General features: G+C 61.7%; 12 protein-coding genes. 7 read left to right on the top strand and 5 right to left on the bottom strand.

The window, feature by feature from the left end:
- The first annotated feature begins 7 nt into the window (after window positions 1-7).
- The 5 genes from yidC to HTS88_RS11660 all read left to right on the top strand — a co-directional run bounded on the left by yidC (window position 8) and on the right by HTS88_RS11660 (window position 4769).
- A complete protein-coding gene (gene yidC / locus HTS88_RS11680) occupies window positions 8-988 on the top strand; it encodes a membrane protein insertase YidC (RefSeq protein WP_174178539.1) in 981 nt (326 codons plus the stop codon).
- On the top strand, window positions 988-1554 hold the full coding sequence (locus HTS88_RS11675) for a Jag family protein (protein WP_174178526.1): 567 nt from the start codon (window positions 988-990) through the stop codon (window positions 1552-1554). Before yidC ends, HTS88_RS11675 begins: the two co-directional genes overlap by 1 nt.
- 21 nt (window positions 1555-1575) lie before the next feature.
- Window positions 1576-2226: a 16S rRNA (guanine(527)-N(7))-methyltransferase RsmG gene (gene rsmG / locus HTS88_RS11670; protein WP_174178524.1), complete on the top strand. Its 651-nt coding sequence runs from the start codon at window positions 1576-1578 to the stop codon at window positions 2224-2226.
- Window positions 2227-2315: 89 nt separating this feature from the next.
- Entirely contained in the window at window positions 2316-3383 is a 1068-nt protein-coding gene (locus HTS88_RS11665; protein ID WP_343044944.1) for a ParA family protein, read from the top strand.
- 63 nt (window positions 3384-3446) lie between these two features.
- Window positions 3447-4769, top strand: a complete 1323-nt coding sequence (locus HTS88_RS11660; protein ID WP_174178522.1) for a ParB/RepB/Spo0J family partition protein — start codon at window positions 3447-3449, stop codon at window positions 4767-4769.
- A gap of 4199 nt (window positions 4770-8968) precedes the next feature.
- On the opposite strand, the gene trxA is transcribed toward HTS88_RS11660, so the two are convergent.
- From trxA to HTS88_RS11635, 5 genes are all read right to left on the bottom strand, one after another.
- Entirely contained in the window at window positions 8969-9295 is a 327-nt protein-coding gene (trxA, locus tag HTS88_RS11655) for a thioredoxin (RefSeq protein ID WP_174178520.1), read from the bottom strand.
- Window positions 9296-9330: 35 nt separating this feature from the next.
- Complete coding sequence (gene trxB / locus HTS88_RS11650; protein ID WP_174178518.1) at window positions 9331-10287, bottom strand: thioredoxin-disulfide reductase; 957 nt, start codon at window positions 10285-10287, stop codon at window positions 9331-9333.
- A gap of 255 nt (window positions 10288-10542) precedes the next feature.
- Complete coding sequence (locus HTS88_RS11645; protein ID WP_174178516.1) at window positions 10543-12120, bottom strand: protein kinase family protein; 1578 nt, start codon at window positions 12118-12120, stop codon at window positions 10543-10545.
- Window positions 12121-12285: 165 nt separating this feature from the next.
- A complete protein-coding gene (murJ, locus tag HTS88_RS11640) occupies window positions 12286-14475 on the bottom strand; it encodes a murein biosynthesis integral membrane protein MurJ (protein WP_174178514.1) in 2190 nt (729 codons plus the stop codon).
- A 71-nt stretch (window positions 14476-14546) separates the two neighbouring features.
- Window positions 14547-15047 (bottom strand): NUDIX hydrolase, encoded by a 501-nt coding sequence (locus tag HTS88_RS11635; protein ID WP_104186702.1) that lies wholly within the window; start codon window positions 15045-15047, stop codon window positions 14547-14549.
- 207 nt (window positions 15048-15254) lie between these two features.
- Between HTS88_RS11635 and HTS88_RS11630 the strand changes: the two genes are divergently transcribed.
- Together HTS88_RS11630 and HTS88_RS11625 are read left to right on the top strand one after the other, a co-directional pair.
- Window positions 15255-16778 carry a CCA tRNA nucleotidyltransferase gene (locus tag HTS88_RS11630; protein WP_174178512.1) on the top strand — a complete coding sequence of 508 codons (1524 nt, stop codon included), beginning with the start codon at window positions 15255-15257 and terminating at the stop codon, window positions 16776-16778.
- Window positions 16775-17359 carry a histidine phosphatase family protein gene (locus HTS88_RS11625; protein WP_102976429.1) on the top strand — a complete coding sequence of 195 codons (585 nt, stop codon included), beginning with the start codon at window positions 16775-16777 and terminating at the stop codon, window positions 17357-17359. The genes HTS88_RS11630 and HTS88_RS11625 overlap by 4 nt, the downstream gene beginning before the upstream one ends.
- Window positions 17360-17875 lie beyond the last annotated feature (516 nt).

The following is a 17875-nucleotide window of genomic DNA, read 5'->3' as shown; positions in this document are numbered from 1 at the left end:
GATAAGTATGGACTTCTTTGAAACAATCATGTTTCCGTTCAAATGGCTTGTGTCCATCATCATGGTGGGATTCCATGAGGGACTGACTGCCATTGGGCTGCCGGAAGCTTCCGGCTGGACGTGGACGCTGTCCATCATCGGCCTGGTGCTGGTGATCCGTGCCGCCCTGATTCCCGTGTTCGTCAAGCAGATCAAGGCCCAGCGCGGCATGCAGCTGCTGCAGCCCGACCTCAAGAAACTCCAGGACAAGTACAAGGGCAAGACCGACCAGCTGTCCCGCCAGGCAATGGCTCAGGAACAGATGGCCATGTACAAGAAGCACGGGACCAACCCCTTCTCGGCCTGCCTTCCCATGCTGATCCAGATGCCGTTCTTCTTCGCACTGTTCACCGTGCTGTCCGGCATTTCGACGGCGAGCCGCGAGGGCGAGGGCATCGGCGCCATGAGCCACGAGCAGGTGGTGCAGTTCGATCAGTCGACCATCTTCGGGGCCCCCCTGTCTGCAACCCTGCTTCACGGGACGCCTCCCGGGGGCAATGTGGTGGCGGTCTGGATTCTTTCCATCCTGATGATCCTCGCCATGACTGCCTCGCAGTTCATTACGCAGAAGCAGATCATGGCCAAGAACATGTCCGAAGAAGCCATGGCCAGCCCGTTCATGCGCCAGCAGAAGATGATGCTTTACATCCTGCCGATTGTCTTCGGTGTTGGCGGCATCAACTTCCCGATCGGTGTCCTCATCTACTGGACCACCACCAACCTGTGGACCATGGGACAGCAGTTCTTCGTGATCCGCCGCATGCCGACGCCGGGATCCCCCGCTGCAAAGGCCCTCGCCGAGCGCCGGGCTGCCAAGGGCCTTCCGGCCCTCCCCATCCTGGGCGGCAAGAAGGATGAGGCAGCGGACGCCGCTGCTGCCGCCGCGGCCGTGGCCCAGGCAAAGGGCCAGCGTATCCAGCCACAACGCAAGAACAGGAAGAAGAAGTAATGTCTGCCGAGAGCACCGAACACGCCCTGTCCGAGGAGATCATCGACGATCAGGACGTCTCCGAGAACGGGGAAGCTTCCCTGCCCAAGGCCTCCTCAGCCAGCCGCCTGGAGGAAGAGGGGGACGTGGCTGCGGACTACCTCGAGGAGCTGCTGGACATTGCCGACATCGATGGTGACATCGACATCGAGGTCCGCAACGGACGCACCTACATTTCCATCGTGACCGAGGAAGAGTCTGACGCCCTGGACAGCCTGGTGGGTGAGGACGGCGAAGTCCTTGAAGCCCTTCAGGAACTGACGCGGCTTTCTGTGCTGTCCGCGACGGAGAACCGCTCACGGCTGGTACTGGATATCAACGGTTACCGGCAGGAGCGTACCGGCCACCTGCAGAAGGTTGCCGAGGACGCCGCAGCTTCAGTGAAGGAAAGCGGCCAGCCGGTGGCGCTGGAACCGATGAGCGCCTACGAGCGGAAAATCGTCCACGATGCCGTTGCCGACCTGGGACTGGTCAGTGAGTCCGAGGGCGAAGGCGCCGGACGCCACATCGTTGTATCCGCCGAGTAGAGAATGGCTGATCCGCTAACCATGGTTGACATTACGCCAGCTGAGCTTTCGGCCGCGGAGAAGATCTTCGGCGACCGGTTGGACCTGGCTAAACGCTATGTTGAACACCTGGCGACCTCCGGCACGGAGCGCGGCCTCATCGGGCCGCGGGAGATCCCCCGCCTCTGGAGCCGGCACGTCCTTAACTGCGCCGTCATTGAGAGCGAGATCCCCGAGGGGAGCCACGTTGCTGACGTCGGCAGCGGTGCAGGCCTGCCCGGGTTGTGCCTGGCAATTGCCCGGCCGGACCTGGAGCTGACCCTCATCGAGCCGCTGGAACGCAGGGTGATTTGGCTCCAGGAAGTTGTTGACGACCTGGGCCTGGACAACGTCACCGTGATGCGGACCCGGGCCGAATTGGCCGTGGGGCACGTCGAGGCGGATGTGGTGACGGCCAGGGCTGTTTCGGCCCTCAGCAACCTTGCTGGCCTGACCATCCCGCTTCTTGCGGGTAAGGGCGAAGTGGTGGCCATCAAGGGCCGCAGCGCCGCCGAGGAGATCGAAAAAGCCGCGAAGACGATCCGTAAGTTGGGGGGCGTCGAAACGTCCGTTCTCACGGTTGGTGAGAACCTCCTGGAGGAACCCACCACCGTGGTTCGCATCGTTGTAAACAAGTCCCAAAAGAAGGCCTAGTTCGGGCCCGGTGGCCTAACTCTGGCGGGTCCAGCAGTTAGGCTAGACAACGGCAGCAAATTTGGCTGAACGAGAGTGAGTGTGCCCCAGTGACCAGTAGTGAAGCCTCCACACAACGGATCCCCCCGTTTGTGTCTTTGGGGTCAGCACGTTCTGTCGCTGGTCCTGTCGCGACGCCGGGCAGGGGCGGAATCCACCCGGAACGGGTTTCGAACGCCGCGAAATCAGCAGCCGTTTCACGTGAAACAACTACTGGCGGTAGATCCAACGTTATTGATGCAATCGATGATTCCAGCCCCATTGCCCGAGAGCTGGCGCATGAAACCAAGCGCCGTGAACGCCTGGTAGGCCGCCAGCTGCCGCGGCCCGAGAACACACGCGTCTTTACGGTTTCCAACCAAAAGGGTGGGGTGGGAAAGACCACCACCACGGTGAACATTGCCGCGGCACTGGCGGCGGCTGGACTCAATGTCCTGGTCATCGACATTGACCCTCAAGGCAACGCTTCCACCGCCCTGGGAATCGAACATCACGCGGACGTGGACAGCATCTACGACGTCCTGATCAACGACGTACCCCTCGCGGACGTGGTGGCACCGTGCCCTGACATCGGGAACCTGATTTGCGCGCCCGCAACTATCCACCTGGCAGGCGCGGAGATTGAGCTGGTCTCCCTCGTGGCACGTGAACAGCGGCTCCGCCGCGCCATTGACGTCTATGCCAAGACCCGTGAAAAGAACGGCGAGCAGCGGCTCGACTACATCTTCATTGATTGCCCGCCGAGCCTTGGGCTGCTGACCGTCAACGCTTTCTGCGCAGCCAACGAAGTACTCATCCCGATCCAGTGCGAGTACTACGCACTCGAGGGACTGAGCCAGCTGCTCAAGAACATCGAGATGATCCAGAAGCACCTGAATGCTGACCTGGTGGTGTCGACGATCCTTTTGACCATGTACGACGGCCGTACCAACCTCGCAGCCCAGGTTGCGGCCGAGGTACGCCAGCACTTCCCGGATCAGGTCCTCTCTGCTGTGGTTCCACGATCGGTGCGCATCTCGGAAGCACCGAGCTACCAGCAGACGGTCATGACCTACGACCCTTCCTCCAGTGGAGCCCTGTCTTACCTGGAAGCCGCTGCTGAAATAGCAGAGCGCTAAAATCTTCAAACTGCAACGACTGGAGCCTGGCAACGCCTGGCTCTACCACTGGAGGGATTACCAATGAGCGAGAAACGACGCGGCCTGGGCCGCGGTCTGGGTGCGCTGATTCCAAGTTCCGCCGCCGCCAACGGGTCGGGTACCGCCACAACCGTCTCGCGTCCGGTAGATCTCTTCTTCCCTGAGGGACGCAAGAAGACGGAACCTTCAGAGGAGGCGGTTGAGGCCCCGTCGTCGAAGCCCGCAGCGGACAAGCCTGCGGCGGCTAAGTCCTCCCGGTCCTCTTCATCCACATCCTCCCCGGCTAAATCCACGCCGGCGAAGTCCGCTGCAGGGAAGTCCGCTGCAGGTAAGGGAACAGCTGCTGGAACCCCGGCAGCCGGGCCCAGCACTTCAGCGAAGGCAAAAACGGAGGCCGTGGCCACCTCGGCCGTCACAACAGACGATGCCGCTGACACCGGCTATGAGCCCACGACCGGTGTGCCTGAAGCCGCGGCCTCCGCGGCTGTACTTGGCGGTCGATCGGAAACCCCTGGGTGGGATGATGACGGCGTGGGCCTGGTCGAGGTACCGGGAGTTCGGTTTGCCGAGATTCCGGTCGGCGACATCCACCCCAACCGCAAACAGCCCCGCTCTGTCTTCGATGAAGACGACATGGCGGAGCTCGTCCACTCGGTACGCGAAATCGGCGTCCTCCAGCCAATTGTGGTTCGGAAATCAACCGAAAATGGTAGCGAACCGTTTGAGCTTGTTATGGGTGAACGCCGGTGGAGGGCAGTACAGGCCGCTGGCCTCGAAACTATCCCCGCTATCGTCCGTGACACCACTGATGACGATCTGCTTCGGGATGCACTGCTCGAAAACCTGCACCGCAGCCAGCTAAACCCCCTGGAAGAAGCTGCCGCCTACCAGCAGCTCCTGGAGGACTTTGGAACTACCCATGAGCAACTGGCTGACCGCATCGGAAGATCCCGCCCCCAGGTCTCGAACACCCTGCGTCTCCTCAAGCTGCCCCCGCTGGTGCAGCGCCGGGTGGCAGCCGGCGTCCTTTCAGCTGGCCACGCCCGCGCCCTCCTGGCTCTTCCTGACGCCGCGGCGATGGAGCGACTGGCCCAGAAGATTGTTGCGGAGGGTATGTCGGTTCGTGCCACCGAAGAAGCCGTGACGCTGTACCAGGATCCGGCAAAGCCTGCGAAGAACAACATCCCCCGTCCAGGGGCCCGACATGAGCGGCTCGACTACTTGGCGTCGTCGCTTTCCGACCGGCTTGATACGAATGTCAAGATCTCCCTTGGCGTCCGTAAGGGCAAAGTAAGCATTGAATTTGCGAGCGTCGAAGACCTCAATCGCATTATGGAAGTCCTGGCTCCGGGCCAGTCCGGCTAGCAGGACGATTTCAGTAGGGCCGGGTTCACTCCGAATCGGGCCCTACGTGTATCCGGGGCCCTCCCCGTGAGAGCCGATAAGGGTGGAAGATCGTCACATCCCAAACTTATGACCCATCATCGAGTCTTGTGGATCGGTCGAGGGGCACGGGAAGTTGTACAGAGCTGCTGATACGGTGTCACGGCCTTGCGAGGATTTGGTTGTGCCTCCGTCCCGCCACTAGGTTCTACGGCTGAGAGACTCGCGGCTGGGGTACCATTCTAGGGTTTCAGAGAGGTGGCGTGATTGGTTCGCCGATTTAGACTGAACGGCCAGTTCAGGTTAGGGGAACCAATCCTCGGAACGCCCACCCATGGAGGTCCTCTTCTCAAGCTGAAGTTCCACGCACAGGACAGTAACGTTTCACGTGAAACGCAGCCCCGAGGATTGGTACTGTTCAAGTCGGCCGTACTTCGTTGAGTCTATTCACAAAGAGGATATGTGGCTATTCCCTGATGTCGCCTCCTTATCCTCGATGTAAGTCCCACTGGAAGTAGAGCGACGCAGTCTAAATTTCCATCTAGTAGGTTCAGCAGCCGATGCGGCCCGAATTGCGCCCCAAGAAACCCTTAGAAACAGGGCTCTGAGCCTGGGCAATGAGAGGTACTCGAACCCCACACCTATACGAGATTCAAGGAAGGCCGTATGTCCTTTACGTTTCACGTGAAACAGGTATGTCAGCGCTGCAGCTCAGCGGCCTGCTGATCAGTTCGGTGCTCTCAATTTCTGCACGCTCTTCTTTGCATGTCCGTGTTCGTCGTCATTTCCGCTACCGCCGCATTTGGCATCACCGGTGCCAAGTCTGACCTAGGAGAGAAGGAGCCCTTCACATCATTCAGGCACTTTGTGTAATGCCTCGGACTTGAGGGGCTTGGGAGCAGCTCCGTCAGCACTGGCAGGAGCTGCAGGCGGCCCGTCCGGACGTCAATGTTGTAGATAAGCGCGTGATCGAGGGCTGATCCGTCTCCCTCGGCTCCAGGGCCCCAGAGAAGGTCCCTGTTGTCCTGATGTAGGGCCGCAGAGCCAGCTACCCCTCTGCATGAAAGGCCCGTACAAGCCGATACCCAGAACCACAACGGCCTGCCAACACGGGCCGTTGCATGCAGAAGAACAATCAAATGCGAGCATGGGCCTTTGAATCCCGTTCCATGCGTTTCACGTGAAACAGTGAGCGCCACCTAGTGCTGGGGCCGAAGGACTGAAAATGCGGCGTATTCCGGGCCGGCTCCTGCGACTGGGACCAAAAATACGACCGCCGACCGCCAGAGACGTCCAGCTGCGACTGAGCAGTCATAATGACACAGACATGGGCCGACGTTTTCCCCTGGGCATGAGCGCGCCGGCATCTTCACCCGCAGAACGACAGGTCATATATCTTACGACCTCCATGTCGATGATCAGCCTTGAATGTTACCCGAACCTGAACGACCCTCACCGCTAATCTCCACGATCTCATGTCCGCGGATGTGGCGTGTGCCGGCGATCAGAGCGTCGGAGGTGCACATATGCCGAACGAACTGATTAGGGAGAATTGTCTAAAGCCTGTCCATCGGCAGGTATAACGCCACGACCCACGTGGAGTCTGGCAGTCGATGGTAAGCGCTTGGTTCACGCGCATACCGTCGACGTACTCCCCCGTGGTCTGCGGCTCATGGCCCTGGTCGCAAAATGATTGCCTCCATATCGGCGTCGTGCGCCGCCCCTTGACGGTCAATGTTTGTACGTGCTGTCGGGTAGGGCCAAATGTCGACACTCGTGGTCGAATGGGCGTGACGAGCTATGAGTGAGGCGGCTCAGGCCGGGCAGCGATGGGCCGTGGAAAACGCTGTGGATAACTTTGTGGATGATCGGACGGGAGGACCGGCTCCTCGCGCACGCAGAACGACGATCCGAGGAGTCGGTACGTTCTTCCTTTGGGCACCTGTTGAGGTACGGCAGGCCGGCGCGCCCCTGTGTTTCACGTGAAACACGATGGCGCCGCAAGGAGCCGCACATCACACTGAGTGGAAATCAGCTTAAGTAGTGCACTTTCGTGCAGATCGGGCGGGCCTTTGGAGACGTTTCAATGAGCCATCACCGAGGTGGTCGGACGCTAAGGCATGAGGTTATGCGCAGCATCGAGAGTGGGTCGCGAGCAGCCAACCCGAGACAGAGCTGACGTGGCGCAACCAGGCCTGTGGATATCACTGTGAATATTGAGGTCTCTGGCTGTGGAAAAGATTGTGGATATCCAGCACCGATCTACGCCCTTACGACCTCTCCTGGATACCTATTTCTTCCCCTTTGCTCTGAGCATTCTGGGTCCTTGGACTATGTAGCCACAGCCCCGCCCTGTTGATCCATGAAGCGGTCAGCTCGTATCACGACGTCGGACATCAGCCGAACCATGGATCAGCTCTTGTACTTTCCGCCGTGGAGCAAGTAGCTAGAGGATATCAATCGTTCTGCCATAGGTCTGCCGCCAATGAGTTCGTTCAGGGGGCCGTTGTCGGTGGAAGGCGAACGAGTCAGCTCCACCAATTCCGTACCTGATGCTCTGTGTTCAAAGCTGGACTGGGTGCAGAGGAACCGGCAGGAAGGGTCTGTGGGCATAAGCGTGCGTGAGTACCGCGCTACAGTCCACGCTATGTCTCGAGTGCTAGGGTATCCCCCAGTTCAATGCGCGATTGGCCGCTTTATTGTCTGGACAACAGTGTGGATATCTCCACCTCTTGTTTTCGGTACAACATAAGGCCCTAACAACCGCATGGCCCACGCAACCGCGCATGTTTCACGTGAAACGGCGTCCCGGGTACTCATCATTTGCGACCAGCTTTGGATTGTGTTGTCGACGGAGGGCTCGTGGTCAAGATTAGGGTGCCATCAAGCCTGGTCGTCGGCTCATAGGCGTCACCGCCCGCTTCCGCAAACGTGTGATCAGTATGTTCTGACGATTGGCCGCTTGGATAGTTTGCGTTGCCTGCGAACGCAGGTATGCCGTTCTCATAGGTCTTCGGGTGCACCGACCTTCCGAAGCAGGACAGCCCGGAAAATCGGGGTGGGCACGATATCCCTCGGGCACAACGATCGGCGGGGCTTGGATTCAATGACTAGATGAATCCTGGTCCGTGCTCACTGCTGCACCTACACCGGGAGTGTGTTCGTAGTGGGAAATCAAGACATTGCTACAGTTGGCCTGCTTGGTTTCCGCCACTGGTGCGAGTGTCCTGAATGACCGCCGCCTTCTAGGGCGCTCCGCGTGAGGCTGTTGCTGGACCCGAGCTTGATTGCGACAAGTCGGGAATTTTGTTTTCTACGCTGGGCCGGCCCAGACTGCGCCGGGCCGTATCGTGGAGACCTGAGCGCGGCCGGACGGATGTTGTGCCAGGGCGCCATTATCGACGGCGGCTCAGGGGCGAGACCTGCAGCGAAAAGTCCACTCAGTACGAAATTTGGGTGAAGGTAGCCTTTGGAGCGGAAAACTTAGGGGCTGCTGATGCCGGGGGAAACGTCGCTCCATGTTTCACGTGAAACCGCCCCACGTGGGAGCGTGTACGCGTAAAACTCAGTGATCCTCGTGTGTTTCACGTGAAACGGTTCGGTCACTATGCCGGCACTGCACCCCCCCGCCCGGTACACCGTCAACCCCTGAGGCGTCTGCATCAGAATGTTCGAACCGTCCTCCAACGTGCCCTGTAGGGACACGCGTTCTGAGAGTTCCACCCGCCGCGGCGCTTCCCCCTGGCGCTAGTTTGGCACTCTGCCTCAGATCTAGGAGCATTAAGATTGCTGAAACGGTCGGTGGAGCGTCCTTGTTCATTGATTGGAGCACGCAAACGATAGCGTGCAGACGCCGCCTGGCTGAAATAGCTTCTGATGCACGTCTTCGGTCCCGGCTAGCTAGATAGTGGCACTTTGGAGCCCCTATTGGACGCCCTCGGCCAGGTATTTTCGACTCCCATGCCTTTTGGCGGTACGGAGGCAACTCCGGGCAGGCAAGCGTTTCACGTGAAACGAGCCTACTACTCCAGCCGCCCGGTCTACAGGTGGGTATCTTTGCTCAACGATAAACGGACAGTACGAGCAGAAATTGATTTCCAGGCCGCGCGTACACAAAAAAGTGGCCACCGCATATGCAGTGGCCACTTTTCCAAGCTCGACTCATCCGAGCCGGTGCACGCTCAGGACAGGACGTCCGCAAACTCTTTTTCGAAGAACTGCTTCGGCTTGGCACCGATGACCGTGTTCTTCACTTCTCCACCCTGGAAGAGGTACACGGCCGGGATCGACGTAATGCCGTATTCTGCGGCGATGGCGGGGTTATCGTCCACGTTCACCTTCACGACATCCACCTTTTCGCTGTACTCGACCGAGATCTCATCCAGGATGGGACCGAGCTTGCGGCAGGGGCCGCACCATTCAGCCCAGAAATCAACGATTACCGGCTTGTCGGAGGACAATACGTCCGTGCTGAAGCTTGCGTCTGTTACGTCTTTTGCGTTGCTCATAACCTGATCTCTCTCTTCGGGTATCGTGGCGGTAATTACGCGGGCAAGTCTGCGAGGTAGTGCTCAACATCAATTGCCGCTACACAGCCGGAGCCGGAAGCGGTGATCGCCTGGCGGTAGGTGGGGTCCACCACGTCTCCGGCTGCAAACACTCCGGGAATGCTGGTTCTCGAGCTGCGTCCTTCGACGGCGATGGTGCCCTCAGGGGTGAGGTCCAGGATGTCCTTGACCAATTCGGTCCTCGGGTCGTTGCCGATCGCAACGAACACGCCTGTTACTGCGAGATCCGAAACACTGCCGTCGAGTAGGTTCTTGATCTTCAGCCCGGTGACCTTGTCCTCGCCGATGACGTCGTCCACAGTGCTGTTCCAGACAAAGCTGATCTTCTCGTGGGCCAGGGCACGGTCAGCCATGATCTTGGAAGCCTTGAGGGAGTCCCGGCGGTGCACAACCGTGACCGTCCTGGCAAACTTGGTGAGGAACAGGGCCTCCTCCATGGCGGAGTCGCCACCGCCGATCACGGCAATGTCCTGATCTTTGAAAAAGAAACCATCGCAGGTTGCACACCAGCTAACGCCGTGTCCGGAGAGACGCTTTTCGTTCGGCAGGCCCAATTCGCGGTAGGCAGATCCGGTGGAAAGGATGACGGCCTTCGCCTTGAAGCTCTCACCGGTCGCGATGGTGACCGTCTTTACCGGCCCTTCAAGCTCAAGGCTTGTAACGTCCTCGAACTGGATCTCCGTGCCAAAACGGACAGCCTGCTTCTCGAAGTTCTCCATCAGGTCTGGACCCATGATCCCTTCCGGAAAGCCCGGATAGTTCTCAACGTCTGTGGTGTTCATGAGTTCGCCGCCGGCAGTGACGGAGCCGGCAAGCATCAGCGGCTTCAGGTTGGCACGTGCTGTGTAGACAGCTGCCGTGTAACCGGCCGGGCCTGAACCGACAATGATGACATCACGTACATCGGACGCGGTGTTTTCTGCGATGGTCACTGAACGGTGAACCTCTTCCTTGGTTGACGCGCCCCTCGTGGAGGCCGGCCACATGGCACAACTGCTGCGTGTTGCTGATTATTCCGGCGCCAGGACATGGTAGACCACCGGTACACGGCAGGCCGCCGTCACCATAGGCGCTCTTTCAAGGTTACCGTCCCGGCAGGGGCACGCCGCCTGCTGCAGGGTTTGTCCAGATTTCCGCGCTGATGACGGCCAGAGCCGGTACGAAAGCTGCAGCCCGGAGGAGCCTGTTTACTGGACCTTGATCTCCGCGAGCCGGATGCCGAATCCGTAGCGGGTTTTGGGAGCAGCCAGCCGCGGCAGGGAGTTTATGGAGACGATCACATACTCGGCCTCCACCGGCTCCGCCAATGGCATGGTCAGGTCGGTTGAGGTGAAGCTGTTGGTCCCTACCGCTTTAGCCCCATCCAGTGAAGGACGGTCGTTGGTGTAGACGGTGATGTTGCCACCGGAGCCACCAAGCTGCGAAAGCGTAATGGAGGAGACCCGGGCCGGGTTTTCGAGCTTCACTACCAGGGGCACGCCCTGGGGTGCCAATCCGCCCCAGTTCTCGGTAGCGAACTCCATGTCTGACCAGAAGCTCGCGGCGTTGCCGTCGTACGCCCTGACGAGGTCGCCATCAAAGGTGGCGGCAAAGTCGAAGTTGCCCTGCCTGGTGATGCTCTCGATGGCCGGTGGCGCTGCCGGCGGTGCCGTTGTGGGTTCCTGCGTCGGAGCCGAGGTGGCTTCGGGAGCGTTGCCGTTTGTCCCGGGTGCCGTGGGCACTGCCTGGGGCTGTGAGGAGAACAGGCTGCCCAGGTTGGTGACGGCAAATACCAGGCCGGCAATGAGCACCACGGCCAGCAGTCCACCCACCAGCCAGCGCATGGAGCGGGGCTCGCGGGCAGGTTCGTCACGGTCGTCGTCGTCATAACCGCCCTGATCGGGGACGGCTGCGCCGGCGGCAGCTGCGGGCGCGGCCGACCGTGCGAAAACGGAGGATTTTTTCTTCTTGGCCTCTGGTTCGTCGTCGACCGGCGATTCCACCGGGGCATGCTCTTCAGCGTGCGCGTAATCGTCATCGGACCACAGGGAAACCTTGGGCTTACCCGCAGGTGAGCCGGGAGATCCTTGGGTGTGGCCTGCTGCCGGCGTGTAGGCGGTCTGGTGCTCCTCCTCCGGGCGTGCAGAACGGTCGGTTCCGGAGCCGGCGGCAGCGGCCGCAGCTGCGGCTCCTCCCGCAGCAAGGGCTCCACCGGATGCTGTTGCCCCGCCACCAGCGGAGGCCCCGTTGGACGGGCGTCCAGCGGAAGGCGCGGCAGCAGGACGGACCGGCGGCTTCGGCGGAACGGCCGGTGCTGCCCGGTAGGGATCCACCTGGCTGGGGTGGTTGTCCCCGTAGTTGATGTAGCCGGCTTCCACATGGTCTTCATCGTCGTAGGGTTCCGGCTCGTTCGACCGTGGCTGGCCAAAGATTTCGCTTCCCAGGGTGTCTGTGAAAAACGGTTCCACGTAGGGAGGGTTGGAGGCCACCACCAGGTCCAGCAGATCCGCCGCGGAGGTGTGGTTGGTGATGAGGTAGGTGGCTGCCTCGCTCATGCCAAGGTCCAGGACCTGGACGGTGCCGGGACGTTCCCCGGTGGCTACTTCGCGGGCACTCTGGGCAACCTGTTCGGTGTTGCCGGGTCCGGCCACCAGTATGCTGACGGGACGGTTCAGGACCTGATCCACACCGTCCAGCACCAGATCGTGGTCGTGCGAGGCCAATACCGTGGCAGTGACCTTATAGCGGCCGCCCAGTACTGATCCGACATCGATCGGGTTGGACACGTGTTCCTCCTAGACTGTCCGGGATTGCCGGCTTGAATGATGCAACCACCGTCCAGGAGCCGGCGGGCGCCTGACCCCTGGATGCAACTACCCCTGTACCCTTCCGATCCTAGCCGATTGCGTCCCTTCCACCTTGGACGACGGCAGCCGGAAACCGCGGGAACGTCACTTTTTCCGGGGTTTCCTCGGCTTGAAATGGGGGTTCTCGCCGGGCTTCCCCTGGAAGGTGCGGCGCCCTGGAAGGGGGATCTGCTCCCGCAGGAAGCCACCCCGTGCCGTGCTGGGTTGGTCCTCCCCGGGGAGGTAGTCGCCGTCGGACGTTGGAGGGCCATCGCCGTCGAGCGGTTCCTTCCCCCGCCCCCCCCGCCCGGGCGCCTCCTGTTCCGGGGCCGGCCCGGCCCTGAAGGAGACGGCGTCGAACTCACCGGAAATCCTTGGGATGAGGCCTGTGTCCACGGATGTGGTGGCACGTTCCGGGTGCTGGCGTCCACCGGAGGGCGAACCGGACGGTGAACCAGACGGCGAATCTGGGCCGGAACCGGGGGAAGAGTCCGACGGCGGGGTCCCGCCTCCAGCCGGAGGTGCGGCAGGTCCGCCGCGCCCCAGCCGGCCGAGGAGGGGACGGAGCAGGTCGCGCAGTTCGGAAACCCGGAACAACTTGAGGAGGAAGAAGTAGGCCACCAGCATGATGGGACCCACCACGACGACGGTGATCAGGGCTGTCAGCCTGTCGCGCCAGGCAAAGCCGTCCGGACTGTAGCTTCCCAGGAGCCACAGGGCACCGGCTCCGGCGATGGCCGAACCAAGCGCTGCGTACCCCATGCGGATGTAGGAGTTGGCGATTCGTGGCCCGTCCAGGTGACCCAGGAGGCGCCGCAGGAACCAGGCGCTGATGACCACGGAGAGGATGTTGCCCACCATGTAGAGGACCGCGATGGCGTAGATGATCTGCGTGACGGGCAGGAATTGGATGGCGAACGCCCCGGCCACGTAGACAACGGCCAGGAGCAGCTGGACGTAGAAGGGTGTCCTGGCGTCCTCGTTTGCGTAAAACACCCGGGACATCATGAAGTTGGCGCTCATGAACGGCGTGCTCAGCGCCAGGATGGTGAGCGTCTGGGCCAGCATCACGCCGTCCTGGCGGAGCCCGCCCGAGAAGAACATGCCCAAGGGACCTGCCAGGGCAAACAGCGCCAGAGCACCGAACACGGTTGCCACCGCCATGGTCCGCAGGCCGTGCGAGAGGGCATCGCGCAGCTCGTCGCGGTTGCCGTCCTGGGAGGCCCGCGTCATCCGGTTGAACAGCACCGTGGCCAAGGACAGGGCAATGATGGAGTGCGGCAGCAGGTACAGCTGGCTGGCCACCTCCAGCACGGCGTTTCCTGGCAGCATATAGGCAGCGGGGTCCCCCGCCTGCTGCAGCCGGATGCGTTCGGCGCCGGGAATGGTGGCAATGCGCATGACATACAGGAAGGCGAGCTGGCCGACGGCGGCGGTCAGCAGGGTCCAGACGCTCAGCCTGGCTGCCTGGCCCAGTCCCACCCCCCGCCATCCGAAACGCGGCCGGATCCCCAGCTTGAGTCGCATCACGGGGATCATCAGGATGGCTGTTTGGGAGACCACGCCGATGGTGGAGAACCCGGCCACCAGGAGGGTTTGCGTGTCGCCCCAGTTGTCCAGGGTGTGCGGATTCACCTCGTTGGCGCCGAAAATCCAGATGAACATCCCCAGGCCGGCAATGGCCACCAGGTTGTTAAGGATGGGTGCCCACATGGCGGGCCCAAAGGCTCCGTTGGCGTTCAGGACCTGCGTCAGGAGGGCGTAGAGGCCGTAGAAGAAGATCTGCGGCAGGCACCAGAAAGCAAAGGCCACGGCCAGCGCTTTCTGCTGCGGGGTATATCCCTGCGTCGTGAGCTCAATGACCCAGGGTGCCGCCAGCGTCACCAGCGCCGTCAGGCCCAGCAGGAGCAGCACAGCCAGCGTCAGCAGCCGGCTGATGTAGTCCGCTCCCCTGTCCGGAGCCTTGCTTGCCTTGATGATCTGCGGAACGAGGACAGCATTGAACACCCCACCCGCCACGAGCAGGAAGATCAGGTTGGGCAGGTTGTTCGCGTTGATGAAGGTGTCGTTGACGGTGGAGCCCAGGCCAAGGGCCGTGCCCAGCATCCAGGTCTTGCCAAAGCCCAGGAACCGGGACACGAGCGTCCCGGCGGCCATGATGGCACTGGACCGGGTTTCACTGGCAGCCACGGCGCCAGGGGTGGTGTCCGGGCCCGCCGGCTCGGGGGGAACGCCGTCCGGGACGGCATCGCCGGGCCGGCCGGCTTTATCGGAAGGAAAGTTGGTAGCTGACATCGACTTCATCGTCTCACCCGAAGGCAGTTAAAGCCGCAACGCAGGCGCCCTGCGCCCGGGAATCCAGAGTCCTAGAGGTGCTCCGGCAGGACCTCGCGGGCGAGGTCGGCAATCCGGCGTTCATTGGGGAAGGACAGCTTCCGGGCCAACTCCTGGATGGGAACCCATGCCACGTCCACGGCTTCCTGGTCCGGATCGTTCTCGATGGTCAGTTCGCCGCCCGTTGCCCGCAGGAGGTAATGGTGGACCGTCTTGTGGACCCGGTGGCCGCTGACCGTAAACCAGTAGTCGATGCTCCCGAGTGGCGCGAGGATGTCCCCCTCGATGCCGGTTTCCTCGGCAATTTCCCGGACGGCTGCCTGCTCGTTGTTTTCCTTGCCTTCCGGATGGCCCTTGGGAAGGCACCACTCCAAACGTCCGCCGCGGTTAAGGCGGGCGATGATCGCAACCCTCAACTCGGCGTCGGACGTGTCCACTACAACGCCGCCGGCAGAGACTTCCTCAACCGTGGGCAGCGATGCCGGTGCCGCATGCTGGGCAGGGGCAACGTGCGCACCGATTGCCGACGGCAATGGTGCGTTTGTCCTCCTGCCTGGAGCGCTCGGTACTGGATGGGCCATGGAGTCCACTCTAACGACTGTTGCCCGTTCGTGATGACCGGAACATGACACCAACATGGACTGCATATGACGCACTTTGCCGGCGGCGGAGTGATTCCGCACGATCTTGACCGTATTTTGGCCTGCCGACGCGCTGGTTTCTGACAAGCTTAAGTAACTATGGCTCACGCACATCACAAGACTGATTCCCAGACCGTCGATTTCCAGGTGGACCCGGTGGTCCTGGAGCTCGGCCGGCGCTTCGTGGACGCCGGCCACGAGCTGTCACTGGTGGGCGGACCGGTGCGTGACCTTTTCCTGGGCCGGAGCTCCCCGGACCTGGACTTCACCACGGATGCCACCCCGGACCAGACGGTTGCCCTCATCAAGAAGTGGGCGGACAACTACTGGGAGATCGGCCGCGCCTTCGGAACCATCGGCATGCGCAAGGCAGGCTTCCAGATCGAAATCACCACCTACCGGGCGGAGGCGTACGATCCCGATTCCCGCAAGCCAGTAGTGGCCTTCGGGTCGTCCCTGACTGATGACCTGCTCCGGCGGGACTTCACCATAAACGCCATGGCCCTGAAGCTGCCCTCCCTGGAACTGGTGGATCCTTTCGGCGGCGTACGCGACCTCCATGCGTCCGTGCTGGCCACTCCCGGGGCGCCGGAAGCGTCCTTCTCGGATGATCCGCTGCGGATGATGCGCGCGGCACGCTTCGCCGCCCAGCTTGGGGTTTCCGTCCACGAGGACGTCCGGCAGGCCATGACGCAGATGGCCGAACGGATCACCATCATTTCCGCCGAACGGGTGCGGGACGAACTGGTCAAGCTCATCTGCGGCGCCCGCCCGCGCGTCGGCGTGGACCTGCTGGTGGACACGGGGCTCGCCGAGTTCGTGCTGCCCGAGGTTTCGGCGCTGCGGCTGGAATCGGACGAGCACCACCGGCACAAGGACGTCTACCAGCACTCCCTCCAGGTCTTGGAACAGGCAGCGGAGCTGGAGACGGACAGTGAGGGCGCGGTGCCAGGGCCGGACTTTGTGCTGCGCTTCGCAGCATTAATGCACGACGTCGGGAAGCCGGCAACGCGCCGCTTTGAACCGGGCGGCGCGGTGAGCTTCCGGCACCACGACATGGTGGGGGCTAAACTCACCTCGAAACGGATGAAGGCGCTCCGTTTCGACAACGACACCACCAAGGCCGTGGCCCGCCTCGTGGAGCTCCATATGCGCTTCTACGGCTACGGGGACGCCGGCTGGAGCGACTCCGCAGTGCGCCGCTACGTGACCGATGCCGGGCCGCTGCTGGAACGGCTGCACCGGCTCACCCGCTCGGATGTCACCACCCGCAACCAGCGGAAAGCCGAACGCCTGGCCTTCGCCTACGATGACCTCGAAGCCCGCATCGCCGCGCTCCGCGAGCAGGAATCGCTGGATGCCGTGCGGCCTGACCTTGACGGTGCCCGGATCATGGCCCTGCTGGGCATCAAACCCGGTCCGGTGGTGGGGCGCGCCTACAAATTCCTGCTCAATGAGCGGATGGAGAACGGTCCCCTGCCTGCGGAGGAAGCGGAAGCACGGCTGCTCCGCTGGTGGGCAGGGCAACCGGAATCAGCACCTGCCGTTTCCGCACCCTCGGCGCCCGACGCTGGAATGCCGCCCGCCGTCGTCGAGCCGTCCCCTTCTGAGGAGTCCAAGTGACCATTCCTGCCCTTGCCCCCCGGCCCCAGCTCTGGATCCTTCGCCATGGCGAGACGGAATGGTCCAAGAGCGGCCAGTACACCGGGCTCACTGATCTTCCGCTGACCGTCGAGGGCGAACAGCAGGCCGTGGAGGCCCGGAAGGTGCTGGATCCTGTCGACTTCGACCTGGTGCTCACCTCGCCGTTGAGGCGTGCGCGACGTACGGCCGAGCTTGCCGGCTTCCCCGACGCCCAGCACGAGCCTTTGGCGGTTGAGTGGAACTACGGCGACTACGAGGGGATCAGCTCCGACCTGATCCGCAAGGACAATCCGGACTACCTCATCTGGACCCACGGCGTTCCCAACGGCGAAACGCTGGACGAGGTGGCGGCCAGGGCAGACAAGATTATCGGGCGCGTGCTCGAGTCCGGCATGGACAATGTGCTGATTGTGGCCCACGGCCATTTCTCAAGGATCCTTACCGCACGCTGGCTGGAATTGCCGCCTACCGAAGGCCGCCATTTCATTCTCGGTACCGCAAAAGTCTGCACTCTCGGGTGGGATAAAAAGACGCCTGCGATCGTCCGATGGGGCCTCTAAAAGAGACCGCCATAATAAGTTGGACAATTTTTGGATATTAAGTAGCCAATAGTCCAGCCGGTGGTGTAATTTTATTTCTGATCCCAGGGCGTCCTGCCGGGATCGCGGCGCACGCTGCCGGGTCCAGGCCCGTGCGGCGGCAGAGCAGAAAAGGAGGTTGGGAAAATGATTACTTTGACTAGCGGATGGAAGATGACCGTCATCGCTGCCCCGGCCCCTGATGCTTTTGCGCGCCCCTTTAGGGATTACGCCGGCTCCTAGCCGCTACTCCCGCCTGGAGCCCAGGCAGCAGCGTCCCTCAGGGGCCCCGGTCCGGCAGGACGCCGGCCTGGTGCAGGTGCAGCATTTCCAAACCGTTCCCGCGGGACCACGGACTTTCCCTTTCGCATTCTTCTGCCCTTCTTTCCTGCGTAATGCAGCTTTAGTGCTGGGGTGCGGTAAAACGGTTCAAATTTCTGCGTAATTATATTTGTGCTGCCCATAATTCCCTGCCGTATTCCCTGATTTACACACCAT

The sequence above is a fragment of the Pseudarthrobacter oxydans genome (genome assembly GCF_013314975.1).
GTDB lineage: Bacteria > Actinomycetota > Actinomycetes > Actinomycetales > Micrococcaceae > Arthrobacter > Arthrobacter oxydans.
Note: the sequence above shows the minus strand (reverse complement) of the source record. Positions and strands in the feature narration are given on the sequence as shown.